This is a genomic window from Modestobacter lapidis (genome assembly GCF_054780755.1).
Window position 1 is genome coordinate 46,541 of sequence record NZ_BAAGVS010000021.1, and the last position, 26,121, is coordinate 72,661.

24 protein-coding genes, 4 tRNA genes and 1 pseudogene are annotated in these 26,121 nt (G+C 72.9%); 11 read left to right on the forward strand and 18 right to left on the reverse strand.

Features of this window, described 5'->3' with window-relative positions:
• Positions 1-3 precede the first annotated feature (3 nt).
• Positions 4-1,188, forward strand: coding sequence for a glycosyltransferase (locus tag ACYVG5_RS17200; RefSeq protein WP_460683385.1), 1,185 nt, complete (start codon positions 4-6; stop codon positions 1,186-1,188).
• A gap of 15 nt (positions 1,189-1,203) precedes the next feature.
• On the opposite strand, the gene ACYVG5_RS17205 is transcribed toward ACYVG5_RS17200, so the two are convergent.
• The 6 genes from ACYVG5_RS17205 to ACYVG5_RS17230 all read right to left on the reverse strand — a co-directional run bounded on the left by ACYVG5_RS17205 (position 1,204) and on the right by ACYVG5_RS17230 (position 5,047).
• Entirely contained in the window at positions 1,204-2,724 is a 1,521-nt protein-coding gene (locus ACYVG5_RS17205) for a sensor histidine kinase (RefSeq protein WP_222048865.1), read from the reverse strand.
• 16 nt (positions 2,725-2,740) lie between these two features.
• The gene (locus ACYVG5_RS17210; RefSeq protein WP_222048866.1) at positions 2,741-3,481 is read right to left on the reverse strand and encodes a response regulator transcription factor; all 741 of its coding nucleotides are present in this window, start codon (positions 3,479-3,481) and stop codon (positions 2,741-2,743) included.
• Between the two features lie 77 nt (positions 3,482-3,558).
• Positions 3,559-4,659, reverse strand: a complete 1,101-nt coding sequence (gene pstS, locus ACYVG5_RS17215; RefSeq protein ID WP_460683386.1) for a phosphate ABC transporter substrate-binding protein PstS — start codon at positions 4,657-4,659, stop codon at positions 3,559-3,561.
• Positions 4,660-4,740: 81 nt separating this feature from the next.
• Positions 4,741-4,814: transfer RNA gene (locus tag ACYVG5_RS17220), tRNA-Phe, on the reverse strand.
• 33 nt (positions 4,815-4,847) lie between these two features.
• A tRNA-Asp gene (locus ACYVG5_RS17225) sits at positions 4,848-4,921 on the reverse strand.
• Positions 4,922-4,974: 53 nt separating this feature from the next.
• A tRNA-Glu gene (locus ACYVG5_RS17230) sits at positions 4,975-5,047 on the reverse strand.
• A gap of 123 nt (positions 5,048-5,170) precedes the next feature.
• Here ACYVG5_RS17230 and ACYVG5_RS17235 point away from each other — a divergent pair.
• Positions 5,171-5,827 carry an AMIN-like domain-containing (lipo)protein gene (locus tag ACYVG5_RS17235; RefSeq protein WP_222048867.1) on the forward strand — a complete coding sequence of 219 codons (657 nt, stop codon included), beginning with the start codon at positions 5,171-5,173 and terminating at the stop codon, positions 5,825-5,827.
• Positions 5,828-5,833: 6 nt separating this feature from the next.
• Here the strand turns inward: ACYVG5_RS17235 and ACYVG5_RS17240 are convergent, their stop codons facing one another.
• From ACYVG5_RS17240 to ACYVG5_RS17250, 3 genes are read right to left on the reverse strand one after another with little or no spacing between them, the layout of a single operon-like run.
• A complete protein-coding gene (locus ACYVG5_RS17240) occupies positions 5,834-6,163 on the reverse strand; it encodes a hypothetical protein (RefSeq protein WP_222048868.1) in 330 nt (109 codons plus the stop codon).
• A 17-nt stretch (positions 6,164-6,180) separates the two neighbouring features.
• Positions 6,181-7,764 (reverse strand): metallophosphoesterase family protein, encoded by a 1,584-nt coding sequence (locus ACYVG5_RS17245; RefSeq protein ID WP_460683387.1) that lies wholly within the window; start codon positions 7,762-7,764, stop codon positions 6,181-6,183.
• A gap of 60 nt (positions 7,765-7,824) precedes the next feature.
• Positions 7,825-8,370, reverse strand: a complete 546-nt coding sequence (locus tag ACYVG5_RS17250; protein ID WP_222048869.1) for a GtrA family protein — start codon at positions 8,368-8,370, stop codon at positions 7,825-7,827.
• Between the two features lie 224 nt (positions 8,371-8,594).
• On the opposite strand from ACYVG5_RS17250, the gene ACYVG5_RS17255 reads away from it, so the two are divergent.
• From ACYVG5_RS17255 to ACYVG5_RS17265, 3 genes are all read left to right on the forward strand, one after another.
• Complete coding sequence (locus tag ACYVG5_RS17255) at positions 8,595-9,482, forward strand: Rieske (2Fe-2S) protein (RefSeq protein ID WP_222048870.1); 888 nt, start codon at positions 8,595-8,597, stop codon at positions 9,480-9,482.
• A 22-nt stretch (positions 9,483-9,504) separates the two neighbouring features.
• Complete coding sequence (locus tag ACYVG5_RS17260; protein WP_222048871.1) at positions 9,505-10,353, forward strand: hypothetical protein; 849 nt, start codon at positions 9,505-9,507, stop codon at positions 10,351-10,353.
• A gap of 165 nt (positions 10,354-10,518) precedes the next feature.
• A tRNA-Lys gene (locus ACYVG5_RS17265) sits at positions 10,519-10,591 on the forward strand.
• A gap of 203 nt (positions 10,592-10,794) precedes the next feature.
• Here ACYVG5_RS17265 and ACYVG5_RS17270 read toward each other — a convergent pair.
• A pseudogene (locus ACYVG5_RS17270) lies at positions 10,795-11,745 on the reverse strand (tyrosine-type recombinase/integrase); the annotation flags it as partial.
• Between the two features lie 604 nt (positions 11,746-12,349).
• Here ACYVG5_RS17270 and ACYVG5_RS17275 point away from each other — a divergent pair.
• Complete coding sequence (locus ACYVG5_RS17275) at positions 12,350-12,820, forward strand: SDR family NAD(P)-dependent oxidoreductase (RefSeq protein ID WP_222048872.1); 471 nt, start codon at positions 12,350-12,352, stop codon at positions 12,818-12,820.
• Between the two features lie 125 nt (positions 12,821-12,945).
• Positions 12,946-13,119: a hypothetical protein gene (locus tag ACYVG5_RS17280; RefSeq protein WP_176523037.1), complete on the forward strand. Its 174-nt coding sequence runs from the start codon at positions 12,946-12,948 to the stop codon at positions 13,117-13,119.
• Between the two features lie 92 nt (positions 13,120-13,211).
• Here the strand turns inward: ACYVG5_RS17280 and ACYVG5_RS17285 are convergent, their stop codons facing one another.
• From ACYVG5_RS17285 to ACYVG5_RS17295, 3 genes are all read right to left on the reverse strand, one after another.
• On the reverse strand, positions 13,212-13,529 hold the full coding sequence (locus ACYVG5_RS17285) for a hypothetical protein (RefSeq protein ID WP_246630298.1): 318 nt from the start codon (positions 13,527-13,529) through the stop codon (positions 13,212-13,214).
• A 56-nt stretch (positions 13,530-13,585) separates the two neighbouring features.
• Positions 13,586-14,497 (reverse strand): hypothetical protein, encoded by a 912-nt coding sequence (locus ACYVG5_RS17290; protein ID WP_460683388.1) that lies wholly within the window; start codon positions 14,495-14,497, stop codon positions 13,586-13,588.
• A gap of 188 nt (positions 14,498-14,685) precedes the next feature.
• Positions 14,686-14,895, reverse strand: a complete 210-nt coding sequence (locus tag ACYVG5_RS17295) for a helix-turn-helix transcriptional regulator (RefSeq protein WP_222048873.1) — start codon at positions 14,893-14,895, stop codon at positions 14,686-14,688.
• 1,455 nt (positions 14,896-16,350) lie between these two features.
• On the opposite strand from ACYVG5_RS17295, the gene ACYVG5_RS17300 reads away from it, so the two are divergent.
• The 3 genes from ACYVG5_RS17300 to mftF are packed head-to-tail and all read left to right on the forward strand — an operon-like array spanning position 16,351 to position 19,401.
• The gene (locus tag ACYVG5_RS17300) at positions 16,351-17,364 is read left to right on the forward strand and encodes a GMC family oxidoreductase (RefSeq protein WP_222048874.1); all 1,014 of its coding nucleotides are present in this window, start codon (positions 16,351-16,353) and stop codon (positions 17,362-17,364) included.
• Positions 17,313-17,939, forward strand: coding sequence for a GMC oxidoreductase (locus ACYVG5_RS17305; RefSeq protein WP_222048875.1), 627 nt, complete (start codon positions 17,313-17,315; stop codon positions 17,937-17,939). Before ACYVG5_RS17300 ends, ACYVG5_RS17305 begins: the two co-directional genes overlap by 52 nt.
• Position 17,940: 1 nt before the next feature.
• Positions 17,941-19,401: a mycofactocin biosynthesis glycosyltransferase MftF gene (gene mftF / locus ACYVG5_RS17310; protein ID WP_222048876.1), complete on the forward strand. Its 1,461-nt coding sequence runs from the start codon at positions 17,941-17,943 to the stop codon at positions 19,399-19,401.
• Here mftF and mftE read toward each other — a convergent pair.
• From mftE to ACYVG5_RS17335, 5 genes are all read right to left on the reverse strand, one after another.
• Complete coding sequence (gene mftE, locus ACYVG5_RS17315) at positions 19,282-19,974, reverse strand: mycofactocin biosynthesis peptidyl-dipeptidase MftE (protein ID WP_222048901.1); 693 nt, start codon at positions 19,972-19,974, stop codon at positions 19,282-19,284. The two genes, mftF and mftE, sit on opposite strands and share 120 nt — an antisense overlap.
• A 126-nt stretch (positions 19,975-20,100) precedes the next feature.
• Entirely contained in the window at positions 20,101-20,991 is an 891-nt protein-coding gene (locus ACYVG5_RS17320; protein ID WP_245853021.1) for a vWA domain-containing protein, read from the reverse strand.
• 108 nt (positions 20,992-21,099) lie between these two features.
• Positions 21,100-22,089, reverse strand: coding sequence for an AAA family ATPase (locus ACYVG5_RS17325; RefSeq protein WP_222048877.1), 990 nt, complete (start codon positions 22,087-22,089; stop codon positions 21,100-21,102).
• A 356-nt stretch (positions 22,090-22,445) separates the two neighbouring features.
• A complete protein-coding gene (locus ACYVG5_RS17330; protein ID WP_097196508.1) occupies positions 22,446-23,252 on the reverse strand; it encodes a mycofactocin-coupled SDR family oxidoreductase in 807 nt (268 codons plus the stop codon).
• Positions 23,253-23,355: 103 nt separating this feature from the next.
• Complete coding sequence (locus ACYVG5_RS17335) at positions 23,356-24,303, reverse strand: AraC-like ligand-binding domain-containing protein (protein WP_222048878.1); 948 nt, start codon at positions 24,301-24,303, stop codon at positions 23,356-23,358.
• Positions 24,304-24,440: 137 nt separating this feature from the next.
• Between ACYVG5_RS17335 and ACYVG5_RS17340 the strand changes: the two genes are divergently transcribed.
• Entirely contained in the window at positions 24,441-25,853 is a 1,413-nt protein-coding gene (locus ACYVG5_RS17340) for an IS1380 family transposase (protein ID WP_222048879.1), read from the forward strand.
• The last annotated feature ends 268 nt before the right edge of the window (positions 25,854-26,121 follow it).

The window sequence follows — 26,121 nt, forward strand, 5'->3', positions numbered from 1 at the left end:
GGGGTGTGTCCTCCCCCGTCCGGGTGGAGCGGCCGGTGTCCCTCGGTTCGGGCCCGGCTACAGCGGGTAGACCAGAGCGGCCGCCCGAGGAGGCGCGCACCGTCCGTCGAGGAGCACGGCACCTGCCGCCGCAGTGCTCGACCGCAGGAGGCTGAGCACCGCGTGACCGCAGCACTGCCGGCGTGGCCTCCGCTCCGGGTGGCCAGCGTGCCGCCCGGCGGCGCCTACCTGGACGCGATCCTGGCGCCGGACACGGTGCGGGTCGGCCCGGCCACGTCGCCCAGCCCGTGGTGGGACCCCGACCACCTGGTCGCCTCCGCCGCCGACGTCGACGTGCTGCACGTCCACTCCGGTTACGAGTCGCTGAGCCGTGCCCAGCTCGAGGCGTGGACGGCGGCGGTCCGGCGCACCGGACTGCCGCTGGTGGTGACCGTGCACCAGCTGCGGCCCGTCGAGGGCGCATCGCTGGCCCGGCACCGGGCCCAGCTGGCCGCCCTGCTGGCCACCGCCGAGGTCGTCCTCACGCTCACCCGCGGTGCGGCCGACGAGATCGCCGACCGGTACGGCCGCACCGCGATCGTGGTGGCCCATCCCTCGCTGGCCGCCCCCACCCCGGGCATCGGCCGCGAGACCCGGCTGGTCGGGCTCTACCTGGGCCGGTTGGGCCCGGGCATCGCCGAGCCCGCCGGGCTGGTGCGCGGCGCGCTGTCCGGCGCGGTGTCCGGCGGTGGCCGGCTGCGGGTGGACGTGCACCCCGACGTCGACCTGGCCGTCGACCTCCCCGAGCTCGCCGGGTACGCCGAGGACCAGCAGCTCGAGCTGCGCCGCAGTCATCCGCGCGACCCCGCCGCCTGCGTCCGGAACCTGCAGGAGTTGCACGTCTCGGTGCTGCCGCACCGGGCCTGCACCCACTCCAGCTGGGTGGAGATGTGCCGGGACGCCGGCACCCGGGTCGTCGCGCCGCGGGGTGGGTACCTCGCCCAGCAGTGGTCCGACGTCGTCGCCTACGACAACGACACCCGGACCGGGCTGGACGCCACGTCGCTGTCCTCGGCGGTGGTGGCCGCCCTCACCCGGCCGGTTCCCGGCCGGGTCGACCAGGACTGGCGGGCCGAGCAGCGTGCGGCGGTCCGCCGGGTGCACGCCGAGGTCTACGCCCAGGTCGCCGGCGACCGCCTGTCCGCCTGACCGCCGGCCGCCGGCTCAGTCCTCGCCGGGCGGGTGGGTGGCGTGCGGCAACCGCACGGTGAACATCGTGCCGCCGGGCAGGCCGGCCACGGCGACCGTGCCGCCGTGCGCGGTGACCACGGCGTGCACGATGGCCAGCCCCAGCCCGGTGCTGCCCGCGGTGCGGGACCGGGAGGAATCGCCCCGGGCGAAGCGCTCGAATACCTGGCCGCGCAGGTGCGGGGGGATGCCGGGGCCGTCGTCGACCACCTCGATCCGCGCCCAGCCGTCCACGGTGCACAGCCGCGTCGTCGCCGTCGTCCCCGCGGGCGTGTGGGCCCGCACGTTGGCGAGCAGGTTCGCCACCACCTGGTGCAGCCGCGCCGGATCGCCGGGCACCAGCACCGGGGTGTCGGGCAGCTCCAGCTGCCAGCGGTGGTCGGGGCCGGCGACGTGGGCGTCGCTGACCGCGTCCACGACCAGCGCGGTCAGGTCGACCTCCTCGGTGGACAGCTCGCGACCGGCGTCCAGCCGGGCGAGCAGCAGCAGCTCCTCGACCAGCGCGGACATCCGCAGCGCCTCGGACTCCACCCGGCCCACGGCGTGCCCCACCTGGGCGGGCAGCTCCCCGCCCTGCCGACGCACCAGCTCGGTGTAGCCGCGGATCGACGACAGCGGCGTGCGCAGCTCGTGGCTGGCGTCGGCGACGAACTGGCGGACCTGGGTCTCCGAGGTCTGCCGAGCGGCCAGCGACTCCTCGACGTGGTCGAGCAGCCGGTTCAGCGCGGTGCCCACCTGGCCCACCTCGGTGCGCGGGTCGGTGTCCTGCGGAGGTACCCGTTCCACCAGGCGCACCTCCCCGCTGGACAGCGGCAGCTCCGACACCCGGGTGGCGGTGCCGGCCACCCGGGCCAGCGGGCGCAGCGTGCGGCGGATGACGAGCACCGCGGCGCCGGCGGCGGCCCCCAGCCCGAGCAGACCGACCAGCACCTCGACGGTGACCAGGTTGGCGACCGCGGCGGAGGTGCTGGTCAGGGGGAGCCCGTTGACCAGCACGTCCCGGTCCGGCTCGGAGACGGCGACGACCCGGTACTCCCCGAGGTCGCCGCCCAGGTCGACCGTGCGCGGCTCGCCGTCCACCGGGACGCCGGCGAGCTGGGCCTGCTGGGCGCTGCTCAGCGGCGTGACCCCGAAGCGCGGGCCGAGCACCCCCGACTGGACGACGTTCCCCTCGACCATCCGGACACCCAGCGTCCCCTCGCCCTGGCCGCGGGCGTACAGGAAGACCGGGCCACCGGGGTCGTCCGGGTCGGCTCCGGGGCCGTCGGCTCGTCGTGGCGGGCCGTCGTAGCCGGGCTGCCGGTCGTAGTTCTTCGAGCGGAAGGTCACGTCCTCCAGCCGGGCGTCGACCTGATCGACCAGCTCGGCGCGCAGCGCGGCGGTGGAGACGATCCCGACCAGCGCGAGCACGAGGACCAGCGGGACCAGGAAGGCGACCAGCAACCGCGTGCGCAACGGCAGCCGGCGCGTCGCGCCCCGGATCCGGCGGTCGGTCACCGGGAGGGCGGTCTGGTCATGCGGCGGGCTTGATCACGTACCCGGCACCCCGCAAGGTGTGGATCATCGGCGAGCGGCCGGCGTCGATCTTGCGGCGCAGGTAGGAGATGTAGAGCTCGACGATGTTGCCCTGGCCGCCGAAGTCGTACTGCCACACCCGGTCGAGGATCTGCGCCTTGGACAGCACCCGCTTGGGATTGCGCATGAGGTAGCGCAGCAGCTCGAACTCGGTCGCGGTGAGCCGGATGTCGGTGCCGTCGCGGGTGACCTCGTGGCTCTCCTCGTCCAGGGTGAGGTCGCCGACCACCAGCAGGCCGTCGTCGGCGACGACGCGGCTGGTGCGCCGGAGTAGCCCGCGCAACCGGGCCGCGACCTCCTCCAGGCTGAACGGCTTGGTGACGTAGTCGTCGCCGCCGGCGGTGAGCCCGGCGATCCGGTCGGCGAGGGCGTCCTTGGCGGTCAGGAAGACCACCGGCACCAGCGGGGAGTCCGCGCGCAGCCGGCGCAGCACCTCCAGGCCGTCCATGTCCGGGAGCATGACGTCCAGCACCACGGCGTCGGGCCGGAAGTCGCGGGCCGTGCGGACCGCCTCGGTGCCGTCGGGCGCGGTGCGCACGTCCCAGCCCTCGTAGCGCAGCGCCATCGACAGCAACTCGCAGATCGAGGGCTCGTCGTCGACGACCAGCACGCGCAGCGCGGTGCCGTCGGGGCGGGTGAGCTGGGCCCGGGATCGGGTCGCCGCGGAAGTCGTGGTCATGAGGCGACTGTGCGCGGGTTTCCTGCACGCTCCCTGAGCGTGCCCGGGGAAGTGGCTGTGACGACCGGACCGTCCGCTCATGGGCCGGAGATCGCCTCGATCGCCGCTTCCGCCTGGGCGCGCAGGCCGGCGGAGATCGGTGCCGATCCGGCCACCTCCGCGGCGGCCGCCTGCCCCTCCTCGCTGACCACGTAGCCCAGGAACGCCTTCAGCAGCTCGGCGACCTGCGGATCCTCCTGCCGCAGGCAGCCGATGTGGTAGCTGATCAGCACGATCGGATAGCGGCCCGACGACCTGGTCTCGCGGTCGATGGCCACCGCGTGGTCGTGCTCCCCGCGGCCGGGTAGCTGCTCGGCGTCCTCCACGGCCGCGGCCGCCGCCGCGGGGGAGGGGGCCACGAACTCCTCGCCCACCCGGATCCGGGCCACCCCGAGCTCACCCACCTGGCTCAGGTCGGTGTAGCCGATGGTGCCCTGCCCGCCGGCGACCGCGGCGATGACGCCGGAGTTGCCCTGGGCCGCCTCGCCGCCCTCGACCGGCCACTCGCCGGCGGGCTCGTACGGCCAGGCCGGCCCGCCGGCCGCCGCCAGGTACTCGGTGAAGTTCTGCGTGGTGCCGGAGTCGTCGCTGCGGTTGACCGGGGTGATCCGCAGGTCGGGCAGCGGAGTACCGGGGTTGTCCGCGGCGATGGCGGGGTCGTCCCACCGGGTGATCTGGCCGGCGAAGATGCCGGCCAGCGTGGTGGGGGAGAGGTTCAGCTGGTCGATGCCCTCGAGATTGGTGACGACGGCGATCGGGGAGACGTAGTTCGGCAGCTCGAACACCCCGGCGTCGCCGCAGCGCGCCTCGGCGGCCCGGAGCTCCTCCTCGTCCAGGGCGGCGTCGGACCCGGCGAAGTCGATGCCGCCGGAGAGGAACTGCTCACGGCCGCCACCGGAACCGATCGGGTCGTAGCTGACGGTCACCCCGGGCTGGAGCGCGCTGAACCCGGCGGTCCAGCCCTGCATGGCGGCCTGCTGCGCGCTCGACCCGGCACCCACGAGAGTGCCCTCGAGCTGCTCGCCGCCCGCCGTGCCGGTCCGGCGCTCGTTGGGAGGTACGTACGTCGCGAGGGCGACGGAGCAGCCGCCGACCACGATCGCGGTGAGGAGGACGCCGATCTTCCTGCCGAGCGTCACGCGAGCCCTCCGCCGTCCGGTCCGCGGCCGGCGCGGCAACGGACCTCGTCCTGGCGCGAACCGGGGTGGAGAAAGTCTGGGTGGGCAGGGGCGGGGTCGAACCGCCGACCTCTCGCTTTTCAGGCGAGCGCTCGTACCGACTGAGCTACCTGCCCCCTCCCGGCACCGACGAATCGGGCACCGGGCGGCGACCCTGACGGGACTCGAACCCGCGACCTCCGCCGTGACAGGGCGGCGCGCTAACCAACTGCGCTACAGGGCCTTGCTGTGTCGTGCTGCGTCGTGCTGTGCCGGCTGACCGGCACCGGTGGTGCGTGCCCCCAACGGGGTTCGAACCCGTGCTACCGCCTTGAAAGGGCAGCGTCCTGGACCACTAGACGATGGGGGCTCGTGCGCCGGAGGCAGGGAGAACGATACATGGCCCCGGTGGCGCCGCACGACGCACCCCCCGCCGGGGAGATCCTCGACGTGTCGCCGGGGGCTCCGGCCGGTCGGCTGCGACCCTGTCGGCATGCACAGTCGCCGTCGCCCCGCCGCTCTGGTCACCGCCACGCTGGTGCTGTCCGCCACCGGTCTGCTGGCCGGGTGCGGCCAGCAGACCGGTACCGACGAGGCCGCCAGCACGGGCAGCGCACCGGCGACCGTCGTCGAGAGCAGCGACGCCGGCGGCACCAGCGCGCCGGCGGCCGGCACCTCCGGGGCGGAGGCGAGCGGTGGTGGCGGTCAGCCCTTCCCGGGTGACACCTCGCCCGACACCGCCGAGCCGGTCGACGCCGATGGGCTGACCGTGACCGACGTCCGGATCGGGGCGCACGACGGCTTCGACCGCGTCGTGCTGGACGTGGGCGGCCAGGGCACTCCCGGCTGGGACGTCCAGTACGTCGACGCGGCCACCTCGCAGGGGCGCGGCGACCCGGTCGACCTGGCCGGCCCGGCCTACCTGCGGGTGATCCTCACCGGCGTCACGTATCCCTACGAGTCCGGCCTGGAGGAGCGTGCGCGCGGCGCGGTGACCTCGCCGGACACCAACGCCGTCACCGGCGCCTGGTACGACGGCACGTTCGAGGGTCAGGCCCTGGTCTACGTCGGGACGTCGGCGGAGCAGCCGTTCCGGGTCTACGCGCTCGACGACCGCAGTCGGGTGGTCATCGAGGTCGCCACCGGCTGAGTGCGGTCAGCTGAGTCCGGCGGTCAGTGCCACGGAGTCGTCGGTGACCGTGGTGCAGGTCAGCGACAGCGGGCCGGCCGAGACGCTCTCGCCCTCGGCGCAGGACACGCTGGCGTTGCCCACCGACAGGGTGGCGCGGCCGTCCTGCACGCCGCCGAAGGCGAGCGAGGTGCCGAGGATCTCGGCCTCCGCGCCGCTGCCGGTCAGCGTGACCGTGCACTCGTTGTTCGCGCAGCTCACGTTGTCGGAGCTGAAGCTGCAGGCGGCCAGGGGCAGCACCAGCAGGGCGGCAGCCGTGGCCAGGCCGGCGGAGCGGAGGGTCAGCGGGGAAGCCATGTCGCCACGGTAGGGGCTCAATCGGTGGGCGACGGTGAGGGGGACGGGGACGTGCCGTCCACACCCTCGATGTCCACCCCCTCGATCTCCCCGCTGCCGCCGTCCCCGCTGCCGGTGTCCTCGCCACCGCCGTCCTCGCCACCGCCGTCCTCGCCACCGGTGGGCAGCGGCTGGACGTAGCTGCGCTCGATGGTGACCTCGGACTGGCCGAGCCCGCCCAGGGTGATCTCGTCGTAGGCGGTGAGCTCGCCGGTGGCGCGGTCGACGTAGAGCAGCGTGGCGGTGAGCGGGGTGGGGTCCTCACCCTGCAGGCCGCGCAGCCCGGCACCCCCGGTCGAGCCCTGCACCATCAGCCGGGTGCCGTCGTCGAGCACCGAGACGTCGCGGTCGTGGGTGTGCCCGGCCAGCACCAGCGGCACGACGCCGTCCAGCGGCGGAGCGGCCTTCGGGTCGTGGACCATCGCGATGTCCGGCGGCTCGGGCAGGGCCGCGGCGAGGTCGGCCAGTTCCTCCCCGTTGGCCTCCAGGCTCTCCGCGGCCTCCGAGGAGTCCTTGTCGGGGGTGAAGCGCGGGTCGGCGGCCCCGGCCACGGTGATCCCGGCGACGGTGACCGAGGAGTCGTCCAGGACCGTCGTGTTCGGCTGGGCCGCGACCGCGGCGGCGGTGACGGCCGAGTCGTGGTTGCCACGGATGTAGACGTAGGGGACGCCGAGGTCGCCGACGGCGGACAGCATCTGGTTCTCCGGCACGCTGCCCCAGTCGGTGATGTCGCCGGTGTCCAGCACCGCGTCGACCGCGAACTGCTCCACGATCTCGGTCATCAGATCGAATCCTGACGGGGCGAGGTGCAGGTCGGAGACGTGCAGCAAGGTCACGGTGTCCGCCGAGCCGGCCGGCACCGGCAGCGCGGACACCGCCGCGTAGAGGTTGCTCACGTTGACGACGAGGTCCTCCAGGGAGGCCCGGTAGGCGTCGAAGCGGGCGACGATGTCCTCCGCGCTGCCGATCAGGCTGGTCGCGTTGACCAGCAACCCGGTGTAGGTCGGCTGCGAGAGAGCCTCCGGGCGCCAGGTCGCCGCCCCGAGACCGGCGGTGCCGGTGACGAGCGCGGCGGACAGCCCGAGGGCGATCAGCGGTTCCCGGCGGCGGCGCAGCACCACGAGCGAGGTGAGCGCCGCCCCGCCGAGTGCGGCGGCGCCCGTCGTCCAGGCCAGCCGCTCGACGGCGGCGCGCAGATCGGCACTGACGGTGTCGACGATGCTGTCCAGCCGGGCGGGGTCGTTGGCGAGGGTCAGTGCCCGCACCTCGTCGACCCGGCGCAGCTGGACGTCCAGACGCAGCGGGCCGTCGTAGGCGTCGACGGCCAGCGCGCCGAGCGGGGGGATCTCCAGCTGGGCCCCGCCGCCGGTCGGCCGGAACGACACCGTGGCGTCGAAGGGGCCGATCGGCGCCTCGACGTGCGCGAAGAGCACCACCCCGAGCACCGCACCGGCGGTGGCGACCAGGACCCGGACCACCCAGCGGACCACCCGGTCGCGGGCGCGTGGGGACAGCTGGAGGTTCGCCCCCACGGTCGGCGCGGACGCCGCTGGCTCGGTCACGCCGTCGAGGCTAGTGAGCGCGGGGGATGCGCGTCGTCGGATGACGGGCCGCGGGGCTACTCAGTCGTGCTGGGCGGTGCCGGTCGAGAACACCCAGGCACGCAGAGCCACGAACCGCATCGCCCCGATGGCGCCGGTGACCGCGGTGACCAGGCTGATCTGGGCCAGCGCGTGGACGTCACCGAACAGCGCGTGGAAGCCGGCCAGCGACAGCGAGGTCGCGATCAACCCGACGGCGGCCAGGCCACCGCCCTCCCACTGCGCGGTGAACCAGGAGACCCGGCCGCCGGCGTGGAAGGTCAGCCGGCGGTGCAGCTCGTTGGCCAGCAGGGTGGAGAGGACGGCGCCGATCAGGTTGGCGAGCTGGTCGCCGAACCCGTTGGCGGTGATGAAGACCAGGCCGTAGAGCAGTGTCGACAACCCGCCGACGACCACGAACCGGGCGAACTGGCCGAACGTGTCGTCGCCCCGCAGGTGGTTGCGGGCGTGGGTGACGGCCTGGGTGACGGTGTCACCCGCCCGGTGCAGGCCGGTGCCGGCGATCTCCGCCGTCCCGCCCGCCTCGCCGGCCAGATGGCCGCGGCGGAGCAGGGACGGGCAGGTCACCGGGGGCCTCCTGACGGGCGCGTGGACGTTTCTCGGACAGCAGGGAGCGAACCGGCCGTCGACCGGGGGAACCAGTGTCGCCCCTGGGTATTCCCTGTGTCCCCCCATTTCGGCCCGTGTCTCGTATCACGATCCATCCGCGGGCCCGAGGCCGCCGTGCCCCGGCCGGCAACCACCGGCAACCGGCGGGTTCCGCCCCGTCCTCCCCGGGTAGGGCAACGCGCATGAGCCTGCTGGGTGTGCTGGACCGCATCGCCGACCTGCCGACCTTCGACAAGGCCATCGAGCCGGCCCGCAAGGCGGTCAACTCGCTGCTCCGCCCCCAGGTGATCCGGGACGCGCTGCACGGCACCTGGATCGGGCACCCGCTGCACCCGGTGCTGGCCCAGGTGCCGGTGGGCACCTGGGTGTCGGCCGGCGTGCTCGACCTCATCCCGGCCACCCGGCCCGCCGCCACGGTGCTCATCGGCACCGGCGTGGCGGCCGCCGTCCCCACCGCGATGGCCGGCGCCGCCGACTGGTCGGAGCAGGAGATCGGGGTCAAGCGGCTGGGCGTGGTACACGCCGTCGCCAACAGCGTGGCCCTGGGCCTCTACGTCGGCTCGCTGGTGGCCCGCGCCAAGGGCGCCGGGACGCTCGGGCGGGTGCTCTCCTACACCGGCCTCGGCCTGGCCGGCGGGTCGGCGGCGATCGGCGGGCACATGTCCTACGCCCAGTCGTCAGGCGCCTCGCACGCGGCGACGACGGCCCGCACGCTCACGCACGAGTGGATCGACCTGGGGCCGCTCGACGACCTGGCCGAGGGCCGGCCGACGCTGCGCACCGGGGAGGGGCAGGGCGCGCCGGTGCCGCTGGCCGTCGTGCGGCGCGGCTCGCACGTCGACGCCTTCGTCGGCGCCTGCTCCCACCTGGGCGGGCCGCTGGCCGAGGGGGCGGTGGAGGACGTCCGCGGGCACGAGTGCCTGGTCTGCCCGTGGCACGGCTCGGCGTTCGACCTGTCGAACGGGGAGCCGCGGCGCGGCCCGGCGGCCAACCCGCAGGAGAAGCTCGAGGTCCGCTACGAGGGTGGCCGGGTCCTCGCCCGGCTGGCGGGGCGCCACCTGGAGGGCTGACCCCGCCCTACGCTGCGTCCCCATGCGGGGCGCGGCAGGAGCGCTGGTGGCCGCCGGGCTGGTGGCCACCGGCTGCAGCGGAGGTGCGGCGCCGTCCGCGGGAACGCCGACGGCCACGGTGTCCGCTCTCCCCGCCGTGCCGGGGATCGAGGCGGAGGCGGTCCGGCTGCGCACCGACGAGGCCGTCGGTGGGCAGCTCCAGGTGCGCGTCACCGACACCGGGACGACGCCGTTCACCGTCACCGCGGTGGCGATCGACTCTCCGGGGTTCGCGCCGCTGCCGGCGGAACCCGTGTCGGCCACCTTCGACCCCGGGCGGACGATCGACCTGCCCACCCCCTTCGGCCCGGCGCGCTGCGCGGCCGGGCCGGAGCCCGCCGCGGCCCGGTTGACCGTCGTCCGTGCGGACGGGGCGGTGGCGGAGCTGCGGGTGCCGCTGACCGGCGGGACGCTGACCCAGCTGCATGCGGAGGAGTGCGCGCTGGCCGCCGTCCGCGAGGTGGTCGGCATCGCCCTGGCCGACCTGGCCCCGGCGCCGGGCGGCACGCGGCTGACCGGGGCCGTGGTGCTGAGCCGCCGGGCGGGCGGCGAGCCGATCGCGGTGACGGCGCTGGCCCGCAGCGTGCTGCTGGACGCGGTGCCGGACGAGGAGCTGCCGGCAACCCTCGGGCCGGACGCGGACCGGCTGCGGCTGCCGGTGACGTTCGAGCCGGCGACGTGCGAACCGCACGTGCTGGCCGAGGCGAAGAAGCCGTTCGTCTTCCCGCTGACCGTGGTGGTCGGCGGATCCGACGGAGTCGCCGTCGACCTCCCGGTGGACGGCGGCCAGCGCGCGCTGCTGCAGGACCTGGTCGACCGGGTCTGTGGCTGACGGGGGTTCGGCGGCCGGCGGCCCGGGCACCAGGAGCGGGTGTTCTTCCTCTTCTCCAGCCGGCTCGGTTGCCTGGGCAGTCTGCTGGTCTCCGCGGTGCTGACCCTGCTGGTGCTCCTGCTGTTCGACGTGCTCTGACCCGGGTCTGGGAGACTCGCCCCCGCCGGGCCTCTAGCTCAACTGGCAGAGCAGCGGACTTTTAATCCGCGGGTTGTGGGTTCGATCCCCACGGGGCCCACCGCGTTGACCTGGGCGTTTTCCCTTCGTCGGAGTCTCGGCTGCTGGCCGCGCCCACACGGCGCCCACACGCGCGTCCGTGGCTGCCCGCGCGGCGGCGTCCATCCGGTCGGCCAAAGCGGCTAGGTCGTCGTCGAACAGGCCCGAGTACACGTCCAGCGTCATGGCCGCCGAGGCGTGCCCGAGCATCCGCTGGACGCTCTTGACGGTCGCGCCGCTGGCGACGGCGAGAGAGGCGGCGGTGTGCCGGAGGTCGTGTGGGGTGACGTCGCTCAGCCCGGCCGTCCGGACCGCCGGATCGAAGACGGCCCGACGCCAGTTCCGCAGCCGCAGCACCGTGCCGCTGGCCGTGGTCCTCAGCAGGTCGTCGCCCTGCTTGCCCTCGCAGTGGCGGGCCAGCGACTCGGCGAGGGTCGCGGGCAGGGGCACGGTCCGCTGCTGATGGGTCTTCGGTGTGCCGAACTCCAGCCGCCCGCCGACTTCGGTGACCGCCTCGGCGATGGTGAGCCGGCGCCGGAGGAAGTCGACCCGTCGGACCCGCAGGGCGGCCATCTCGCCGAAGCGCAGTCCGGTGTAGGCGAGCAGCCGTATGACGTCCCCGTCCTCACCCGCCGCGTCGGCGAGCCGCTCGACCTCGTCATGGTTGAGGAACCTCGGCTCCTGCCGCGTCACTCGGGGCAGGGGTACGCGCTCGGCCGGGTTGCGGGGGATGCGCCCGTCGCGGACGGCGAGGCCCAGGAGGAGTGAGAAGACGCGGTGGGCCTGGCGGACCGTGCCCGGGGCGGATCCCTGCGTCAGCAGCTCAGCCACCCAGACGGCGACGTCGGCGTGGGTGACGTCGGCGAGCCGGTACCGACTCCACGACGGCAGGACGTGGGTCCGCAGCAGGTTCTCGTACCGGTAGAGGGTGCTCGGCTTGACCCCGGTCTGCGAGGACAGCCATCGATCGGACCACTCCTCGACGGTGATCCGGCCTCGGACTGGCGCCGTCCACGTTTGCGTGACCATGGCTGACGTAGCCTCATCCAGCCAGCGCTGCGCATCTACCTTCCGCGCAAAGCGCCTCTCGTGCTGACGGCCGCCTGGGTCGCGATACCGGGCGCGATAGCGGGTTGAGCCGTCGCTGAGCGTGATGCGGGTGATCGAGCCGTCCATGAGGACCTCCGTAGCGAGGTATGCGTCTCTCAGCGTGCCGGACGCCTCTGACAACGGGCCGCCCTCGTCATCCCCGACATGATTGCGGGCTTCGCTGCTGATCGGCGGATAGGCTGCGTTCTCCTTCCTGGCCTGCGCGTATAGGCGTGGAAGGTAGTTGGCCGTCAATGGCGAGATGCGGATGTCTTGCGGACTGTCGGCGGACTCTGTGCGGAGCAGGATCGTGGCGATGGTTGTTCATCGATCGCCCTCCGGACGACGAGGGCTCCGCTCCCCATAGGGCGGCCGAGCCTGCCGGAAGTATCGCTGTCGCCGGGCGGCCCCGCCCATCCTGTCGAGCGTTACACGCTCTCGCGTGTGTCTACGGAATTGACGCTTCGCGGTCGTCATCCCTGACGCATGACCGCATGCTTGCTGTGGGTTATGGCTGCTTCCACGTGCCAGCTGCGGAACTTCGGCTAGAGAGCTCGGCGTCGGATCCTCTCGACCTGCCTAAACCCGTCACGAGGGTGACCATAGAAAAGCCAGGCCAACAGCCGGTTCCCGGGCATTCATCGAGCGTTCGTGGGCCGACGTCGGCGAACTTTATCGGCAGGAGGCATCCATGTCTGGACGTGTTGAAGGCAAGGTCGCATTCATCACCGGAGCCGCTCGCGGGCAGGGCCGCTCACACGCGGTGCGGCTGGCCCAGGAGGGCGCGGACATTATCGCCGTCGACATCTGCGAACCGGTCCGCAACATTAGCTACGAGTTCCCCACCGAGGCGGATCTCGCAGAGACGGCACGGCAGGTGGAGGCGCTGGACCGGCGGATCATCACGCACAAGGTCGACATCCGGGACTACGACGGGCTCAAGGCCGCCGTGGACGACGGCGTGGCGCAGTTGGGGCGGTTGGACATCGTCGCCGCCAACGCCGGCCTCGGCTCCAGCCCCTACCGGGCGTGGGAGATGCCCGAAGAGGTCTGGCAGGACATGATCGACGTCAACCTGACGGGTCAGTGGCAGACCTGCAAGGCCGCCATCCCCCACATGATCGACGGCGGCAATGGCGTTGCTCTACCTGGCTTCCGATGAGGGCCGGTACGTCACCGGTGTCACCCTCGCTGTCAGCGCCGGCAGCATCGTCACCTGAGGAGTCATCCAGGCAAACCTGTCGTCCGGCCTGCCGTTGCCAGGAGCGCGCAAGGCCGGCTGCGGACATGACCATTCTCGCCGTCGAGGAGGTCGGGCGCGCGCTCTTCGCCGCCCCGGCGTGCTTCCGGCCGTTCATCGCGGTGTGCGTGTTCGCCTGGCTGCGGCTGGGAGGTTCGCCGCGGATCCAGTACGGCACACCCGTATCCCGACCTGCCCGGCGGACGACCGCGCGGCCGTGAGGGTCTTCCTGAGGACGTCACGCGGCGATGCGAAAGAGCACGGATTCAGTAGAGGTAGCGGTCGATGCCGGAGCCGTGGGCCCAGATGTGGTTCATGCGGTCGGCGGTGCGGGCGTGGGCGGCTTCCTCGGGGTCGCTGAGTACGCAGTCGATGCCGGGCGGGGTGGCCCGAAGCCGGGCGGTGAGCAGTCGGGTCTCGTCGGTGGGGGCGAGGTCGAGCAGAGGCCGGCCAGCCGTGCGAGAAGCGAGACCAGCTCGGTGCGGCCGCCCGAGCGGCAGCCGCCGGCGAGCTGCTCGGCGTGGGCGTCGACGAGCTCGGTGATGTCGGGGTGCAGTCCGGGGTGGCCGAGGGCGGCGGCGGTCGCGGAGAGCAGGTCGACGTCGGCAGCGGGCAAGGTGAGCACGGTCATCGGCGCGTGCTCGTAGCGGCCGTCCGGGGCGAGCAGCCGGCCGCACCCTGGCCCCGCTACTGGGTGGGCGCCAGGGCGGTGAGCAGGCGCTGCACGGCGGCGAGAGCGACCCGGTCGGCCAGCGGCGGCGGCAACCGCAGTGGTTCGGTGCCGGCGCTCGGGTTCCGCCGGTCGTCGTCCTCCCACATGCCCAGGCACAGCAGGATCTCCTCCAGGGCGCGCAGCGGCGCCAGCGGCTCGCCGTCGAGGTCGACGACGAGCATGGCGCGCTGCCCCGGCTGGGTTCCGGCGGTTGGTCCGGGGTGGCCGGTCGGCTGCTCAGTCATGGGCGGACCACCGCTCGGTGGCCGACCGGGCCGGTCATGCCGGCGGCCCGGCCGATGTCGGCCCACGCGGCTCCGGCCGCGAGTGCGGTGCGCACCGCCTCGTCCAGCGAGCGGGCGGCGGCGGCCTGCCGGGCGGCGGCCGCCTCGACGTCCTCGAGGGGCTTGCCATCCGGCGATGTGGCGGCGCCAGTCCTGCATCACCCGGTTTTCGTCGGCGGCCTCCAGGTCGGCCCACGGGCCGGTGACGGCGAGCCGCCGCGCCGCGGGGTCGGCCAGCTCCGGTGGTACGCGGGTCCAGGGGGTGCCGCGCCAGCCGCAGGTGCAGCCGGCGGCCCAGCCGACGACCGCGGCGTCCGGGCGCCACTCCTCCGCCTGCTCGGTCACCTCGAGGAGAACCTGGCCGCTGGTGTGGGCGTGCGCGATCCCGTCGCCACGGAGAAGTGTGCTGTCCTGCCAGACGCCTTCGGCGGTGGAGCCGTCGCGGTAGGTCAGCCGCACCCGGTCGCCGTTGCACGGCCCCTCGTCGGGTCGGCGGGCCACCAGCAGACCGCGGGCGCTGCTGGTGCCGGCGCCTTGCGCGCCGTCGGCGAACAGCGGCACCACCCAGCCCTCGTGCTCCTGGTCGTCTACGACCGGGCCCATCCATCCCATGACTCCTCCTCTCGGTGACGTGAGCGTCGCCGTTCCAGCGCTGCCCCGGCCTGTCCCGGTTGGCTTCGGTGGACGACCGTCGTTGTCCACAGCCGGGGCTGGCCGCAAGGCCCCGCCGTGTGCCCGGAGTTCGGAGCCGCAGCGCATCCCGTGCAGCCGCTTCCTCTGGAGGCGCGGGGCTATCGGCGCGGGGACTGGTCTGCTTGTCCGTCGATCCAGGTGCGCAGGTCGGCGCGGCGGTAGAGGACGCGCCGGCCGAGTCGGAAGCTTTTCGGGCCGATGTTCCGGTGTCGCCAGTACCGGAGGGTGGCGACCGGCGCGCGGAGCACGTCCGCGGCCTCGGTGATGGTGAGCAACTCGGGCTCGTGGTCGGCGGTGAGGTCGGGCATGGCTGGCTCCCCGGGGGGTCGTCGGTGGTGAGTGGCTTCACCACAGAAGGCGCCATTTCGGGCCCGGTGGTGACACTGCACAGCCAGCCTTGTCGGACTACCTCCAGTTCTTCTCCTGTAGTGCGCCCCTGGCGTGTCACCCGCCAGCGATGGAGGCCCTTCATCTGCCGACGCCGGAGGCGGCGCCGGGACCGTCGGGGGACAGCCGCGCTCCTGCGGCCGGGTTCGGCCCCGTCCCGATAAGCATTCCCGGGACCCGCCTCCAGTTCGTCTCCGGTCCTTCTCCTGCCGCTGCCTCGGTTGTCCTCCGCGACGCTGTCGCTGACCGATCTGCGCCGCCCGCGCTTGTGAAGCCGTTCTCCGGTAGGCCGACGACCGTCAGGGGACCCGTGTGCCCACAGGACTGGAGGTCCGCTGCTGACCGGGGGGTCCTCCAGTTGTCCTCCTGTTGTCCTCCAGTCAGCCGATGCTGGCCGTGAGCATCGGGGCGCTCCTGCGCAAGTGGTCCGTGTGGACAGCCGCTCCTCGTCCACAACAACCGGGCGGGCGCCGGCCTGGCCACGCTCGACCCATGGCGCTGGACACCGCACCCGGAGCGCGGCAGGACCGCGGAGCCGGTGACCGGCCCGCCACGGCCCTCGGCGACGTGTCGGGTGGGCAAGGCTCCCTGATCGGTGGGCGCGCCGGCATCGTCCTCGCGCCACGGCCGCTGGGGCGGGCCAGGAGCACCCTTCGGGCCACGCTGCGCGTGGCGCCGGCTGCGCCGTCGTCAAGGTCCGCCTGCGGCGGGGCTGTCCTTGCTGATCCCGCGACCCGTCCGGCAGCTCAGCGTAGGGGCCTCCCGCGCCGTCTCCTCCCGACCGGACCAAGATCCTTCCGCCCTTCGGGCGCTCCGCTGCGGAAGCAGTCTTGGTCCGGTCGTCCCCCGCCGCCGCTCCCGGCCCCTGAGCAGAGCTCTGTGCCGGACGGGCCGGGGGGAATGGGTGGCAGGACACCCGTTCCACAGTCCCTCCCGTACCGGCTTCGGCTCCAGTTCCGGGAGGGTCCAGATGACCAACACCAACAGCACACACAGCAGCGCGGCCAGCGGCACGAGCAGCAATCGGACAGGCAGGTGCAGCCGGAGCCGGCGGCCGCAGCTGAGTCCGGCGCAGCGGGAGGCAACCGACGCCGCGCAGGCAGCGAGGATCGCCGCCCTGCACGACCAGATCGGCGAGCAGGTCGAGGCGCTCACCGCCGATCCGCAGTGGCGGGCCTGGGGGCCTCGAACTTTCCGGACTGCGGAGCCGTAGACGCGGGTGAACGCCAGCTCCCGGACAGCCCGCCGACGTCATGGGCGTCGTATCCGATTGAATCGAGGAACTCGGTCGCCGTCTGCTTGTACGCACATGTCCCCTTGACTCGTGGTGACTCACTCGAAGTCACCGAATCGCGAACCGCTGGCATCCTGTGACCATGCGGGCGGACTACGTCGTGGTGGGGGCCGGCGCCGCCGGCTGCGTCCTCGCCGAGCGGCTTTCCCGCGACCCGACAGTGTCCGTCGTTTTGGTGGAGCACGGAGGCCCGGTCCGGAATCCATGGTTCCGGGTGCCGAAGAGCTTCTACGCGGCCATGCGCAGCGCTCGGTACACGCATCGCTATCCCGTGCGGGTAAACGGCTCCGGTCAGGAGACCTGGTTGCGCGGTAAAGCTCTCGGCGGCTCCACGGTGCTCAACGGGATGCTTTACTCCCGCGGCGACCCCGTGGACTACGACGACCTAGCCGCGGCGAATCCCGGGTGGGCGTGGGCGGACATGCTGCCGGCCTTCCTGGCGATGGAGGACCATGCCCTCGGCGCGTCGCCTGACCGCGGCGCCGGAGGCCCGTTGCCGGTCTCCGTCACCAAGGCCGACGACGCGGTCTTGCAGGCGATCTGTGGCGCAGTCGCCTCCATGGGGATCCCGCTGGTCGATGATGTCAACGGGGTGGACGGCGCTCGCATCGGCCCCACGTCGGTCACCATCCGGCATGGCCTGCGCGTCGACGCCGCGTCGGCCTTCCTGGCTCCGGCACGGCGACGCCCGAACCTCGTGGTGGCGGACGACGCGCGGGCCGGACACCTCCTCTTCGACGGTCCGCGTGCCGTCGGGGTGCGGGTGCGACGGCGGGGCGAACGTCTGGACGTGACGGCCCGTCGCCAGGTCATCGTCGCCGCCGGAGCGCTCGAGTCCCCCCTGCTGCTCGAGCGATCGGGCATCGGGGATCCCGAGGTCCTGCGCACGGCCGGCGTCCCCAAGCGCGTGGAGAGCCCGCGCGTCGGAAGGCGATTGATCGAGCAGCGCTCATCACCGTCAAGGCACGCCTGCACCCCGGTGTGGGGCTGGGTCCCCGGCTCGACACCCCGGCCAAACGGCTCATCGCCGTCGGCCGTTACCTCGTGGACCGCGGATGGCCGGTCGGGGCCGGCGCGTACGAGCTGGCCGCGCTGATCTGCGCCGGCGGCGTCGATGGGGCAGGCTCCGCGCGACCCGACACGCAGGTGCTCTTCCGGCCGCTGGCGACCGACGACACCGGCGTCCGACCCGCGCCGCATGCGGGCGTGCTGGTGCAGGGGTACGCGCTGCGCCCCTCGACGGCAGGCTCCGTGCACATCAGCAGCGCGGACGCCGACACCCCACCGTTCGTCGAGGCCCGCTTCCTGCAGTCGGAGGGCGACCGCGATCTGGCCGCCCGCGTGCTCGACTGGGAGCGCGAGCTCCTTGCGACGTCGCCGTTGGCCGCGCTCGTGATCGAGGAGCTCGTTCCCGGCCCCGGGGTCCGCTCCTCCGACGACGTCGTGACATATGCGCTGGCCACGGGGATGGGGATCTTCCACGCCGTCGGTTCCTGTGCGATGGGGCCGACCGATGCGGACGTGGTGGACGCGCGCCTCCGGGTGCGCGGTGCCCCGGGACTGCGGATCGTCGACGCTTCGGTGTTCCCCACTCCGCCCGCCGGCGCCATGGCCGCACCCGTCATGGCCGCGGCCTGGCGAGCGGCTGACCTGATCGCGGAGGACACCTGACGTGCTCGTCAGCGACCGTCCCTCCGGGAAGGAGCCCGCGAGACCGCCGGCCGGCCGGCTGCCGCCCGGCGCGCGCGTCGTCCGGGACGGCCGGGCTCGCCTCCGAGCCGGCGACGCGTTCCTTACCGGTGGTGCGCCCTGGGGCGTCACGCGTCTGTCACCGCCCGCCCGCCCCTTCGCGCGACGTCTCTTCGCCGTCGGCGACCAAGGGCTGCTGCCGGCGGAAGGGCTGGAGCGCACGGTCGCGTACCTGCTGGTCCAGCGCGGGTTTGCGCACCCCATCGTGCAGCCCCGCCCGGTCGCCGCCGTCACGGTCATCGTGCCGGCCTTCGACCGGGTGGACCTCCTCGACGCGTGCCTGCGGAGCCTGGCTGGGCTGGACGTCATCGTCGTCGACGACGCGTCGACCCGGGCCGACGCCGTCCGCCGGGTCGCGGACACTCATCGAGCCAGGCTGATCCGGCACTCGGCCAACCGCGGGCCGGGCGCCGCGCGCAACACCGGGGCGGCGGCCGCGGGCACGCCGTTCCTCGCCTTCGTCGACTCCGACTGCACGGTGCCACCGGGCTGGCTGGACGGCCTCCTTCCCCACTTCGATGACCCCCGGGTCGGGATGGTCGCGCCGCGGGTGCGCCCTCGTCCGTCGGGCACCTCGCTGTTCGCCCGGTACGAGGAAATGCGATCGGCGTTGGACATGGGCCCAGACCCGCACCTCGTGCGGGACGGCGGGCCGCTCGGCTATCTGCCGTCGGCGGCCCTCGTCGTCCGCCGCGCCGCAGTGGCGGAAACGGGATTCGACGCCGGAATGCGGGTCGGCGAGGACGTGGATTTTGTGTGGCGCGTATCGGACGCCGGCTGGCACGCGCGCTATGACCCGAGCGTCGAGGTGCACCACGAGATTCGCGTTCGGCCCCTGGAATGGGCCCGTCGCCGTCTGCAGTACGGAAGCTCCGCGGGGCCGCTGGACCGGCGGCAACCGGGCCGGCTGGCACCGGTCCGCCCCTCGGCCTGGAACGTCGCCACGGTGGCACTGCTCCTGGGCCGCTGGCTCGGCGCGGCGGCCGGCGTCACGACAGCGTCGACGGTGCTGTTGCATCGCCGACTCGGGAAGGTGGAGGCGCCGCCGTGGCTCACGGCCGTCGTGGCCGGGAAGGGCGTGCTCGCCGATGCGCTGGCAGTTGGGCACGCGCTCCGGCGCGAGTGGTGGCCGGTGGGATGGGCCGCCGTGGCATGTGCCCGGCGATCACCCGTGGCGGCGTCAGCGGCCGTCGCCATGCTCGCTCCCATCGCGCTCGAGCACGTCCGCAGCCGGCCGGCGATCGGCCCCGTGTCGTACGCGGCCCTACGGCTGATCGAGGACGCGGCCTACGGCACCGGCGTCCTGCTGAGCGCCGTCACGGCGAGGAGGCCCGGGGTGCTGTGCCCGCAGGTCCGGTGGCCGACGGTCCGCCGTCGGTGGTGACCGAGCAGGCGTCGTATGCGGCCACCGCCTTCGCGACGAGCGCGTCGACATGCCGGTGGCCCTCTTCCGCGCTGGTTCCGTCGGGTCGCCCAGCACGCCGTTGGGGCTCACCGCGCGCACGCCGTCCTTCAGCAGCCGCGGCAGCAGTTCGGCCAGCGGTGCTGTCGTACCGGGTTCAGCCAGGTCCAGCCGAACGCGCTCGGGGGCCAGGTGCAGCATGATCGAGGTCTCGGCTCGCCCCGCGTGCGCGTCCATGCCCGCCAGCGACAGGTGGACGACGGCCAACCGGCGTCCCTCGTAGGCACACGTGCGGGCCGCGGCCCGCAGTGCCTCGTCGTTTCCCCCGTGCCCGTTGACGACCAGCACCGCCGGCCAGTGCCCCGAGGCGTGCCGCACCAACTCGACGACGACCGCGGTCGTGGCGGCCGTGCCGATCGAGAGGGTCCCCGGGAAGTCGGCGTGCTCGCCGCTGGCTCCCAGGGGCAGCAGCGGTGCGATCGCGGCGGCCGGCCGACGCGCCTGCAGCCGATCGACGATCGAGTCGGCGATGAACGCGTCAGTGTCGAGCGGCAGGTGCGGCCCGTGCTACTCGAGCGAACCCAGGGGCACGACGAGGGCACCGGCACGCGGGCAGTCCACGTCCATCCATGTGGCATTCCCGAGCCTCATGGAGGCCACTCTGCCCGGTCCACGCCGCGATCAGTCGGCGAACACCGCGCTCAGCGCGCCGGCGACGTCCCGGTGATCACGGATCAGCCGCAGCTGCCCGCGACCGGCCCGGGCGAGATCGCGGCCGAGGTCGACGTCCTTCTCCCCAGAGGTGTCCAGCAGGACGTCGAGCCGGGGCAGCCGGGCGGCCACCGCCCGCGGGTCCGGCCCGGCGTTGTGCACGGCATCGGAGAGCAGCAGGACGCGGGCATCACGGGGGAGGACGCCGGCGAGCTGCCGACCGGCCACCTCCAGGGCGAACGAGACGTTGGTCAAGCCCTGGGCCGGCACCCGGAGCAGGGTGTCGAGGATTTCCAGCGGCTCGACCGGCTCCCCGAGCCGGGCGAGGACCGCGGCGTCGGACCAGAAAGCGACGACGGCCAGCCGGTCATGAGCCAGCTCGCCGGCCAGGGCACCGACCGCCGCGGCCGCCGTCCGCACCCGCTCGCCCTTCATGGAGCCGGAGACGTCCACGACCAGCACCACTGACCGGCGCTGGCGGATCCGTTCCCGGACGACCACGTCCTCGTCCTCAGGGAAGGGCTTGCCGGCCAGGTTCTCCAACGTCCGGTCCAGATCGATCTCGTCGGCCGCCCCCCGGTAGGGCAGGCTCGCCAGCTTGCCGACGGCCCGCCGAGCGGCCCGGTCCCGCCGCGGCGCGGGCACCGCCAGGCGCTGGGCGATCTCGCGGGCGCGCTGCCGGGTGCTCGCCTCGACGGCGTCGGCCCCGGCGTCGAGGTCGGCCAGGGCGATCACCTCGGCCGGCTCGTCGGTCTCACCGGGCGTCGTCGTACCCGGGCGGGTCCCCTCGGGGCGGCCGCGGCGCCGATCACCGCCGGCGAGCACGAGGGACCCGGCGCCCGAGCCCGACGGCTCGAACAACGAGGGCTCCTCGGTCAGCTGCTTGGGCTTGCGGCGCAGCGGCTTCCACCGCGGCCGATCCGCCGACTGGGTCCGCCGGGTCAGCGGCGAGTCGGCCTCGACGGCTCTTCAACCTGGCTCGGCGGCCGCCGGCTGCAACAGGAAGTGGTCCTCCCAGATCTCCCGGAGCACCGCCTCGGGGCCGGCCTCCAGCGTGGCGTCGAGGTGAATGCGGCCGGAGAGCCCGACCAGCATCGCGTCGAGCACCAGGGAGGTGTACTCCTCGGGCAGGTTCCGCGGCGGGGTGTCGCCGGGGGCCTCGGGCAGGTCGACGCCGCGCATCTCCGCCAGTTGGGTGGCGATCAGCGCGACGTCGATGGCGCCGCGCACGCTGCTTCCCTGCGTCACGCCATCCCACTCGCGGGTGGCGCGGGTGAGCGCGACGGCGTCGGTGACGAGCCGCTCGTTGCGCACCCCGGTGCGCAACCGGACGATGCCGCGTTCCGCGTCGGCGTCCTGGTAGCCGACCGCCAGCCGGCTCATCCGGTCGTGCACGCTAGAGGACAGCCGCGTCGTGCCGATGTTGTCGTAGGGGTTCATCGAGGCCACGACCCGGAACGTGGGCAGCGCCTCGATCGTGCCGACGCGCGGCACGGTGATCTGCCGCTCGGCCATGGCGGTCAGCAGGGTGTTGAGGGTGTCCTCGGGCGCCCGGTTGAACTCCTCGACGTAGAGGAAGCCGCCGGTGCGCATCGCCTCGACCAGGGGCCCGGGCACGAAGTTGTCCTCGGTGTAGTCCTCCCGCAGCACGCGCGCCGGGTTGTGGTGACCGACCAGCCGGGACGGCGTGAGGTCGGCGTTGCCCTCGACGAAGACCAGCGGAATGCCCCACTCGGCGGTGATGGCCCGCAGCAGCGTGGTCTTCGACGTCCCGGGCGGGCCCTCGATCAGCACATCCCGTCCGGCGGCGACGGTAGCGAGCAGCAGCTCGAGCTCGCCCTCCCGACCGACGACGTGGGCGGCGATCCGGTCGCGGAGGTCCACGACCGAGCTGTCGCCGGTGACCCGGCTGCCGGCCAGCGGACTGCCCTCGACGGTCCTGTGGGAAACGGTGGTCATGGCTCCTCGATGCTGGTGCGGTGATGACGGGTGCGGGGAGGGCGGGCCGCGCCCGCCCTCCGAGATCAGGCTCGGTCACGTCGGCGGAGCGGCCGCGCCCGGCATGTCGCCCGGGGCCTTCCTCAGTTTCCGAGCGAGGCGTGGCTGGACAGCCATGAGGCCGGGCGAAGCGCCTCAGCCCCACACTGAGGCGCTTCGCGCGAAGGGTGGATCGCACGTCAACGGAGTGCCGTTCCGTGGGGACCGGACCCACGACCCCGCGAGAGCACTCCCGACGAGTTTCCTGTGACCCACACCGACTCGACCGGGGAGCCACCGCCGGGCCGGGTCGACCCCGCGGGGCCGCTCTCCTCACGTCACCGAATGGTGCAGCCTGCGTCGACCTTCATCTCGAGACCGGTGACGTACCGGGCCTCGTCAGAGGCCAGGTAGAGCAGCGCGTTGCTGATGTCCACCGGGTCCACCATCTCGACGGGCATGGTGTTCATGAAGATCGGGCCCAACGTGGGGCTCTGCTCGATGAACTTGTTCATCCCGCCCAGCCCGGCGACCAGCGGCGTGTCGACGCCGGCAGGGTGGATGGTGTTGACCCGGATGTGCTGGTCGGCGAGCTCGTTGGCCAGCGAGCGCATCAGCCCCACGATCCCGTGCTTTGCCGCGACGTACGGCGCGAGCCACGGCTGCCCCTTGATGCCCGACGTGGAGCTGGTGATGACGATCGAGCCGCCCCCCGATGTCTGCAGATGGGGGATGGCCGCGACGCAGGTGTTCCAGACACCGGTCAAGTTGACGTCGATGGTGTCGGCCCAGATCTGCGGGGTGACCTCGTCCCAACGCTGCACCGTGCAGATGCCCGCGTTGGCGGCGACGATGTCCAGCCTGCCGAGCTGCGCGACACCGTCGTCCACTGCCGTGCGCAACGCGTCCGGATTGCGGACGTCTGCCTTGATCGCCACGATGCGCCGGTCCAATGCCTCCACGGCCTTCACCGTGTCGGCGAGATCCTCCTCGGTCGCCATCGCGTAGCCGACAGTGTCGAAGTCCTGGCACGCGTCGATCGCGATGATGTCGGCGCCCTCCTCGGCCAGTCGAATGGCGTGGCTGCGGCCCTGTCCGCGCGCCGCACCGGTGATGAATGCGACCTTGTCCTGTACCCGCCCCATGGCGAACTCCCCTCGTCGATGTTCGGTCAACGTAGGAGCAGCGCGGACGGCCGTCTTGACCGTCAGCGCACCGGCACTTGCACCACGGTGCGCTGTGCCGGCGTCACGCGCGGCGACGCCGGCTCGGGGTGATGCCGTACCTCGTCTTGAACGTGCGGGTGAAGTGCGCCGCTTGACTGAACCCGACACGAAGGGCGATCTCCTCGATCGTTCTCCCTTCCCACCTCGGGTCGACGAGCAGTGCGTCCGCCCGGGCCAATCGCTCTTCCAGGATCCATCTGGCCGGTGACGTGCCGTCGGACTCGAACAGTGCGTAGAGATATCGCAGCGACACGTTGCTGCCCTTCGCGACCAACGCGGGGGTGAGAGTCGGGTCGTCCAGGTTCTGCCGTATGAAGCTGCGGGCCCGCCCCAAGTGCGAGGCGCGAACCGACTCGCGCTCGACGCCTCCGCGTCCTCTCGCGTAGAGCGCAGCCGCCACGAGGTCATAGACAGGCCCGGCCAGCGATGGCATCGGGCCGGTCTCCTCGCCGTAGAGCGGCAAGGAGCGCAGCAAGCCCGATGCCATGGCGCCGACCCCGCTGGCCCCGCTGACGGTGACGGCGGTGACCTGCTCGAAACGCGGCAACCAGACGGCGAGCCGACTGCGCGGCACCCGCACGACGACCTGCCGCGACCGGCCGTTGAGGCGGCCACGGTAGGGACGGGAGCTGTCGAGGAGCACGAAGTCACCAGGCCGGGCGAGCACCGCGCACCGGCCCGCCTGCTCGAACATCCCGTCACCAGCCACGAGCACGGTGAGAAACAGGTCGTTGTTGTCGGATCGGCTGATCAGCCGGGGAGTGCGCACCACCTCGTGCGCGTCCGCGATCACGGAGCTGACCTGCAGTCCGTCCATCGAGTTGCGCACGATCCCACCCGTGAAGCTCGTTGAATCCGGAGTGCCGACCGTGTGCGCCCGCAGCTCGACGATGTGTTCACAGATGGCATCACGCCAATGACCGAAACCGGAGAAGCGGTCAGCATCGGAGGACGACGGTCGGACCGTCATCGGCGTCACCTCGCTAGCCCGGGGCTTTCACGCCGGGTCTTGATCACCTGGTGGGAGATGTAGGAAAGGTGCTCCTGAGCTGGGAAGATGTGGCTTGTCTAGGGTCACAACTTCGCAGAGACCGGAGCACCTTTCTGGTGAAGAAGGCTACCGGGCCGTACCCGGCCTCAACAGTGGATGGCGCCGGGTCGAGCGTCGTGCCGCATGCCGGCAGCACAGTCCTGCTCAGGACTGCGCAGGAAGTCGGGCTTACGAGCGCGCTGGCCGAGGCGTTGACGCCGTGGCGTAAGCCGCTGGCCCGCCACGACCCAGGCAAGATCGTGCTCGATCTCGCGGTCAGTCTCGCGATCGGTGGAGACTGCCTGGCCGACCTCGCCCAGCTGCGGGCCGCCCCGGAGGTGTTCGGGCTGGTGGCCTCGGATCCGACCGTCTCCCGGTGCATCGCCGCGCTGGCCGCCGATGCGCCGGCCGCGCTGGCGGCGATCAACACCGCCCGGGCGGCCGCCCGGGCCAGGGCGTGGTCGCTGGCCGACAAGAACGCCCCCGACCACGCCGCGGATGCATCAGCACCGCTGGTCATCGACGTGGACGCCACCCTGGTCGGCGCCCACTCGGAGAAGGAGTCGGCCGCGCCCACGTTCAAGCGCGGGTTCGGCTTCCATCCGCTGTGGGCCTTCCTCGACCACGGGACCGAGGGCACCGGGGAACCGCTGGCGTTCGCGCTGCGGCCGGGCAACGCTGGGTCGAACACCGTCGTCGACCACATCGCGGTGCTCCGCGCGGCGCTCGCCCAGCTGCCCGGCGGCCATGCGCGCGGGAAGAAGGTACTGGTCCGGGTCGATGGCGCCGGCGGCACCCACGAGCTGTTGGCCTGGCTGACCCGCCGCAGGCTGTCCTACTCCGTCGGGTTCTCCCTGCCCGGCGACCTCGCCTCGATCCAGGCCAAGCTCGCGACCATCCCGACCGAGCTGTGGGAGCCGGCCTACGACGCCGAGGGTCAACTCCGTCCCGGCGCCTGGGTCGCCGAGGTCACCGGACTGTTCGACCTCGCCTCCTGGCCCCAGGGCATGCGATTGATCGTGCGCAAGGAACGCCCCCATCCCGGCGCGCAGCTGCGGATCACCGACATCGACGGGCTGCGGGTCACCGCGTTCGTCACCAACACCACGAAAGGCCAGCTGGCAGACCTGGAGCTTCGGCACCGCCGGCGGGCACGCTGCGAGGACCGGATCCGCTGCGCCAAGGACACCGGCCTGGCCAACCTGCCGCTGCACGACTTCGCCCAGAACCAGATTTGGTGCGCCATCGTCGCCCTGGCCTGCGAGCTGACCGCCTGGACGCAAACCCTCGCCTTCCCCGACCACCAGGCCCGCCGCTGGGAGCCCAAGCGGCTACGTCTGCGACTTTTCTCGATCCCCGCCCGGGCAGCCCGCACCGGCCGCCGCCGGTTGCTGCACCTGGCCGCCACCGCGCCGTTCACCGCGCTCGCGCTGCAAGCTCTGGCGGCGCTCACCCAGCTGACCGCGACTCCACGAGTCGCCTCCGGCTGAGCCCAGCGACACCCGTCCCGACGACCCAGAAACCCGGCCGGTCAGTGGAACCGGCGCCCACCCGAGCGATCTCGGGCGAACCGTCACACCCCGATGCCATTCTCAGGCCTACGCGGGACCAGAACCCCGACGACCGTGACGATCAGCAAGATCACGAAAGATCCGGGCTAACCCGGGGCTTTCATGTCGGGACTGCATAGCGCAAAGTTGATCAAACGGAAGGTGCCCCTGACCTGCGATAATCGGGACTGTCGAGGAACCGAGAAGC

Bases quoted from the DNA above. Each gene is read 5' to 3' on its own strand.
- ACYVG5_RS17330 (WP_097196508.1), bottom strand. From the start codon at position 23,252: ATGGGGCGGGTACAGGACAAGGTCGCATTCATCACCGGTGCGGCGCGC.
- ACYVG5_RS17255 (WP_222048870.1), top strand. From the start codon at position 8,595: ATGAGCCTGCTGGGTGTGCTGGACCGCATCGCCGACCTGCCGACCTTC.
- ACYVG5_RS17280 (WP_176523037.1), top strand. From the start codon at position 12,946: ATGACCATTCTCGCCGTCGAGGAGGTCGGGCGCGCGCTCTTCGCCGCC.
- ACYVG5_RS17275 (WP_222048872.1), top strand. From the start codon at position 12,350: ATGTCTGGACGTGTTGAAGGCAAGGTCGCATTCATCACCGGAGCCGCT.
- ACYVG5_RS17300 (WP_222048874.1), top strand. From the start codon at position 16,351: ATGCGGGCGGACTACGTCGTGGTGGGGGCCGGCGCCGCCGGCTGCGTC.
- ACYVG5_RS17295 (WP_222048873.1), bottom strand. From the start codon at position 14,895: ATGCCCGACCTCACCGCCGACCACGAGCCCGAGTTGCTCACCATCACC.
- ACYVG5_RS17210 (WP_222048866.1), bottom strand. From the start codon at position 3,481: ATGACCACGACTTCCGCGGCGACCCGATCCCGGGCCCAGCTCACCCGC.
- ACYVG5_RS17235 (WP_222048867.1), top strand. From the start codon at position 5,171: ATGCACAGTCGCCGTCGCCCCGCCGCTCTGGTCACCGCCACGCTGGTG.
- ACYVG5_RS17240 (WP_222048868.1), bottom strand. From the start codon at position 6,163: ATGGCTTCCCCGCTGACCCTCCGCTCCGCCGGCCTGGCCACGGCTGCC.
- ACYVG5_RS17325 (WP_222048877.1), bottom strand. From the start codon at position 22,089: ATGACCACCGTTTCCCACAGGACCGTCGAGGGCAGTCCGCTGGCCGGC.
- ACYVG5_RS17285 (WP_246630298.1), bottom strand. From the start codon at position 13,529: ATGACCGTGCTCACCTTGCCCGCTGCCGACGTCGACCTGCTCTCCGCG.
- ACYVG5_RS17260 (WP_222048871.1), top strand. From the start codon at position 9,505: ATGCGGGGCGCGGCAGGAGCGCTGGTGGCCGCCGGGCTGGTGGCCACC.
- ACYVG5_RS17335 (WP_222048878.1), bottom strand. From the start codon at position 24,303: ATGACGGTCCGACCGTCGTCCTCCGATGCTGACCGCTTCTCCGGTTTC.
- ACYVG5_RS17290 (WP_460683388.1), bottom strand. From the start codon at position 14,497: ATGGGCCCGGTCGTAGACGACCAGGAGCACGAGGGCTGGGTGGTGCCG.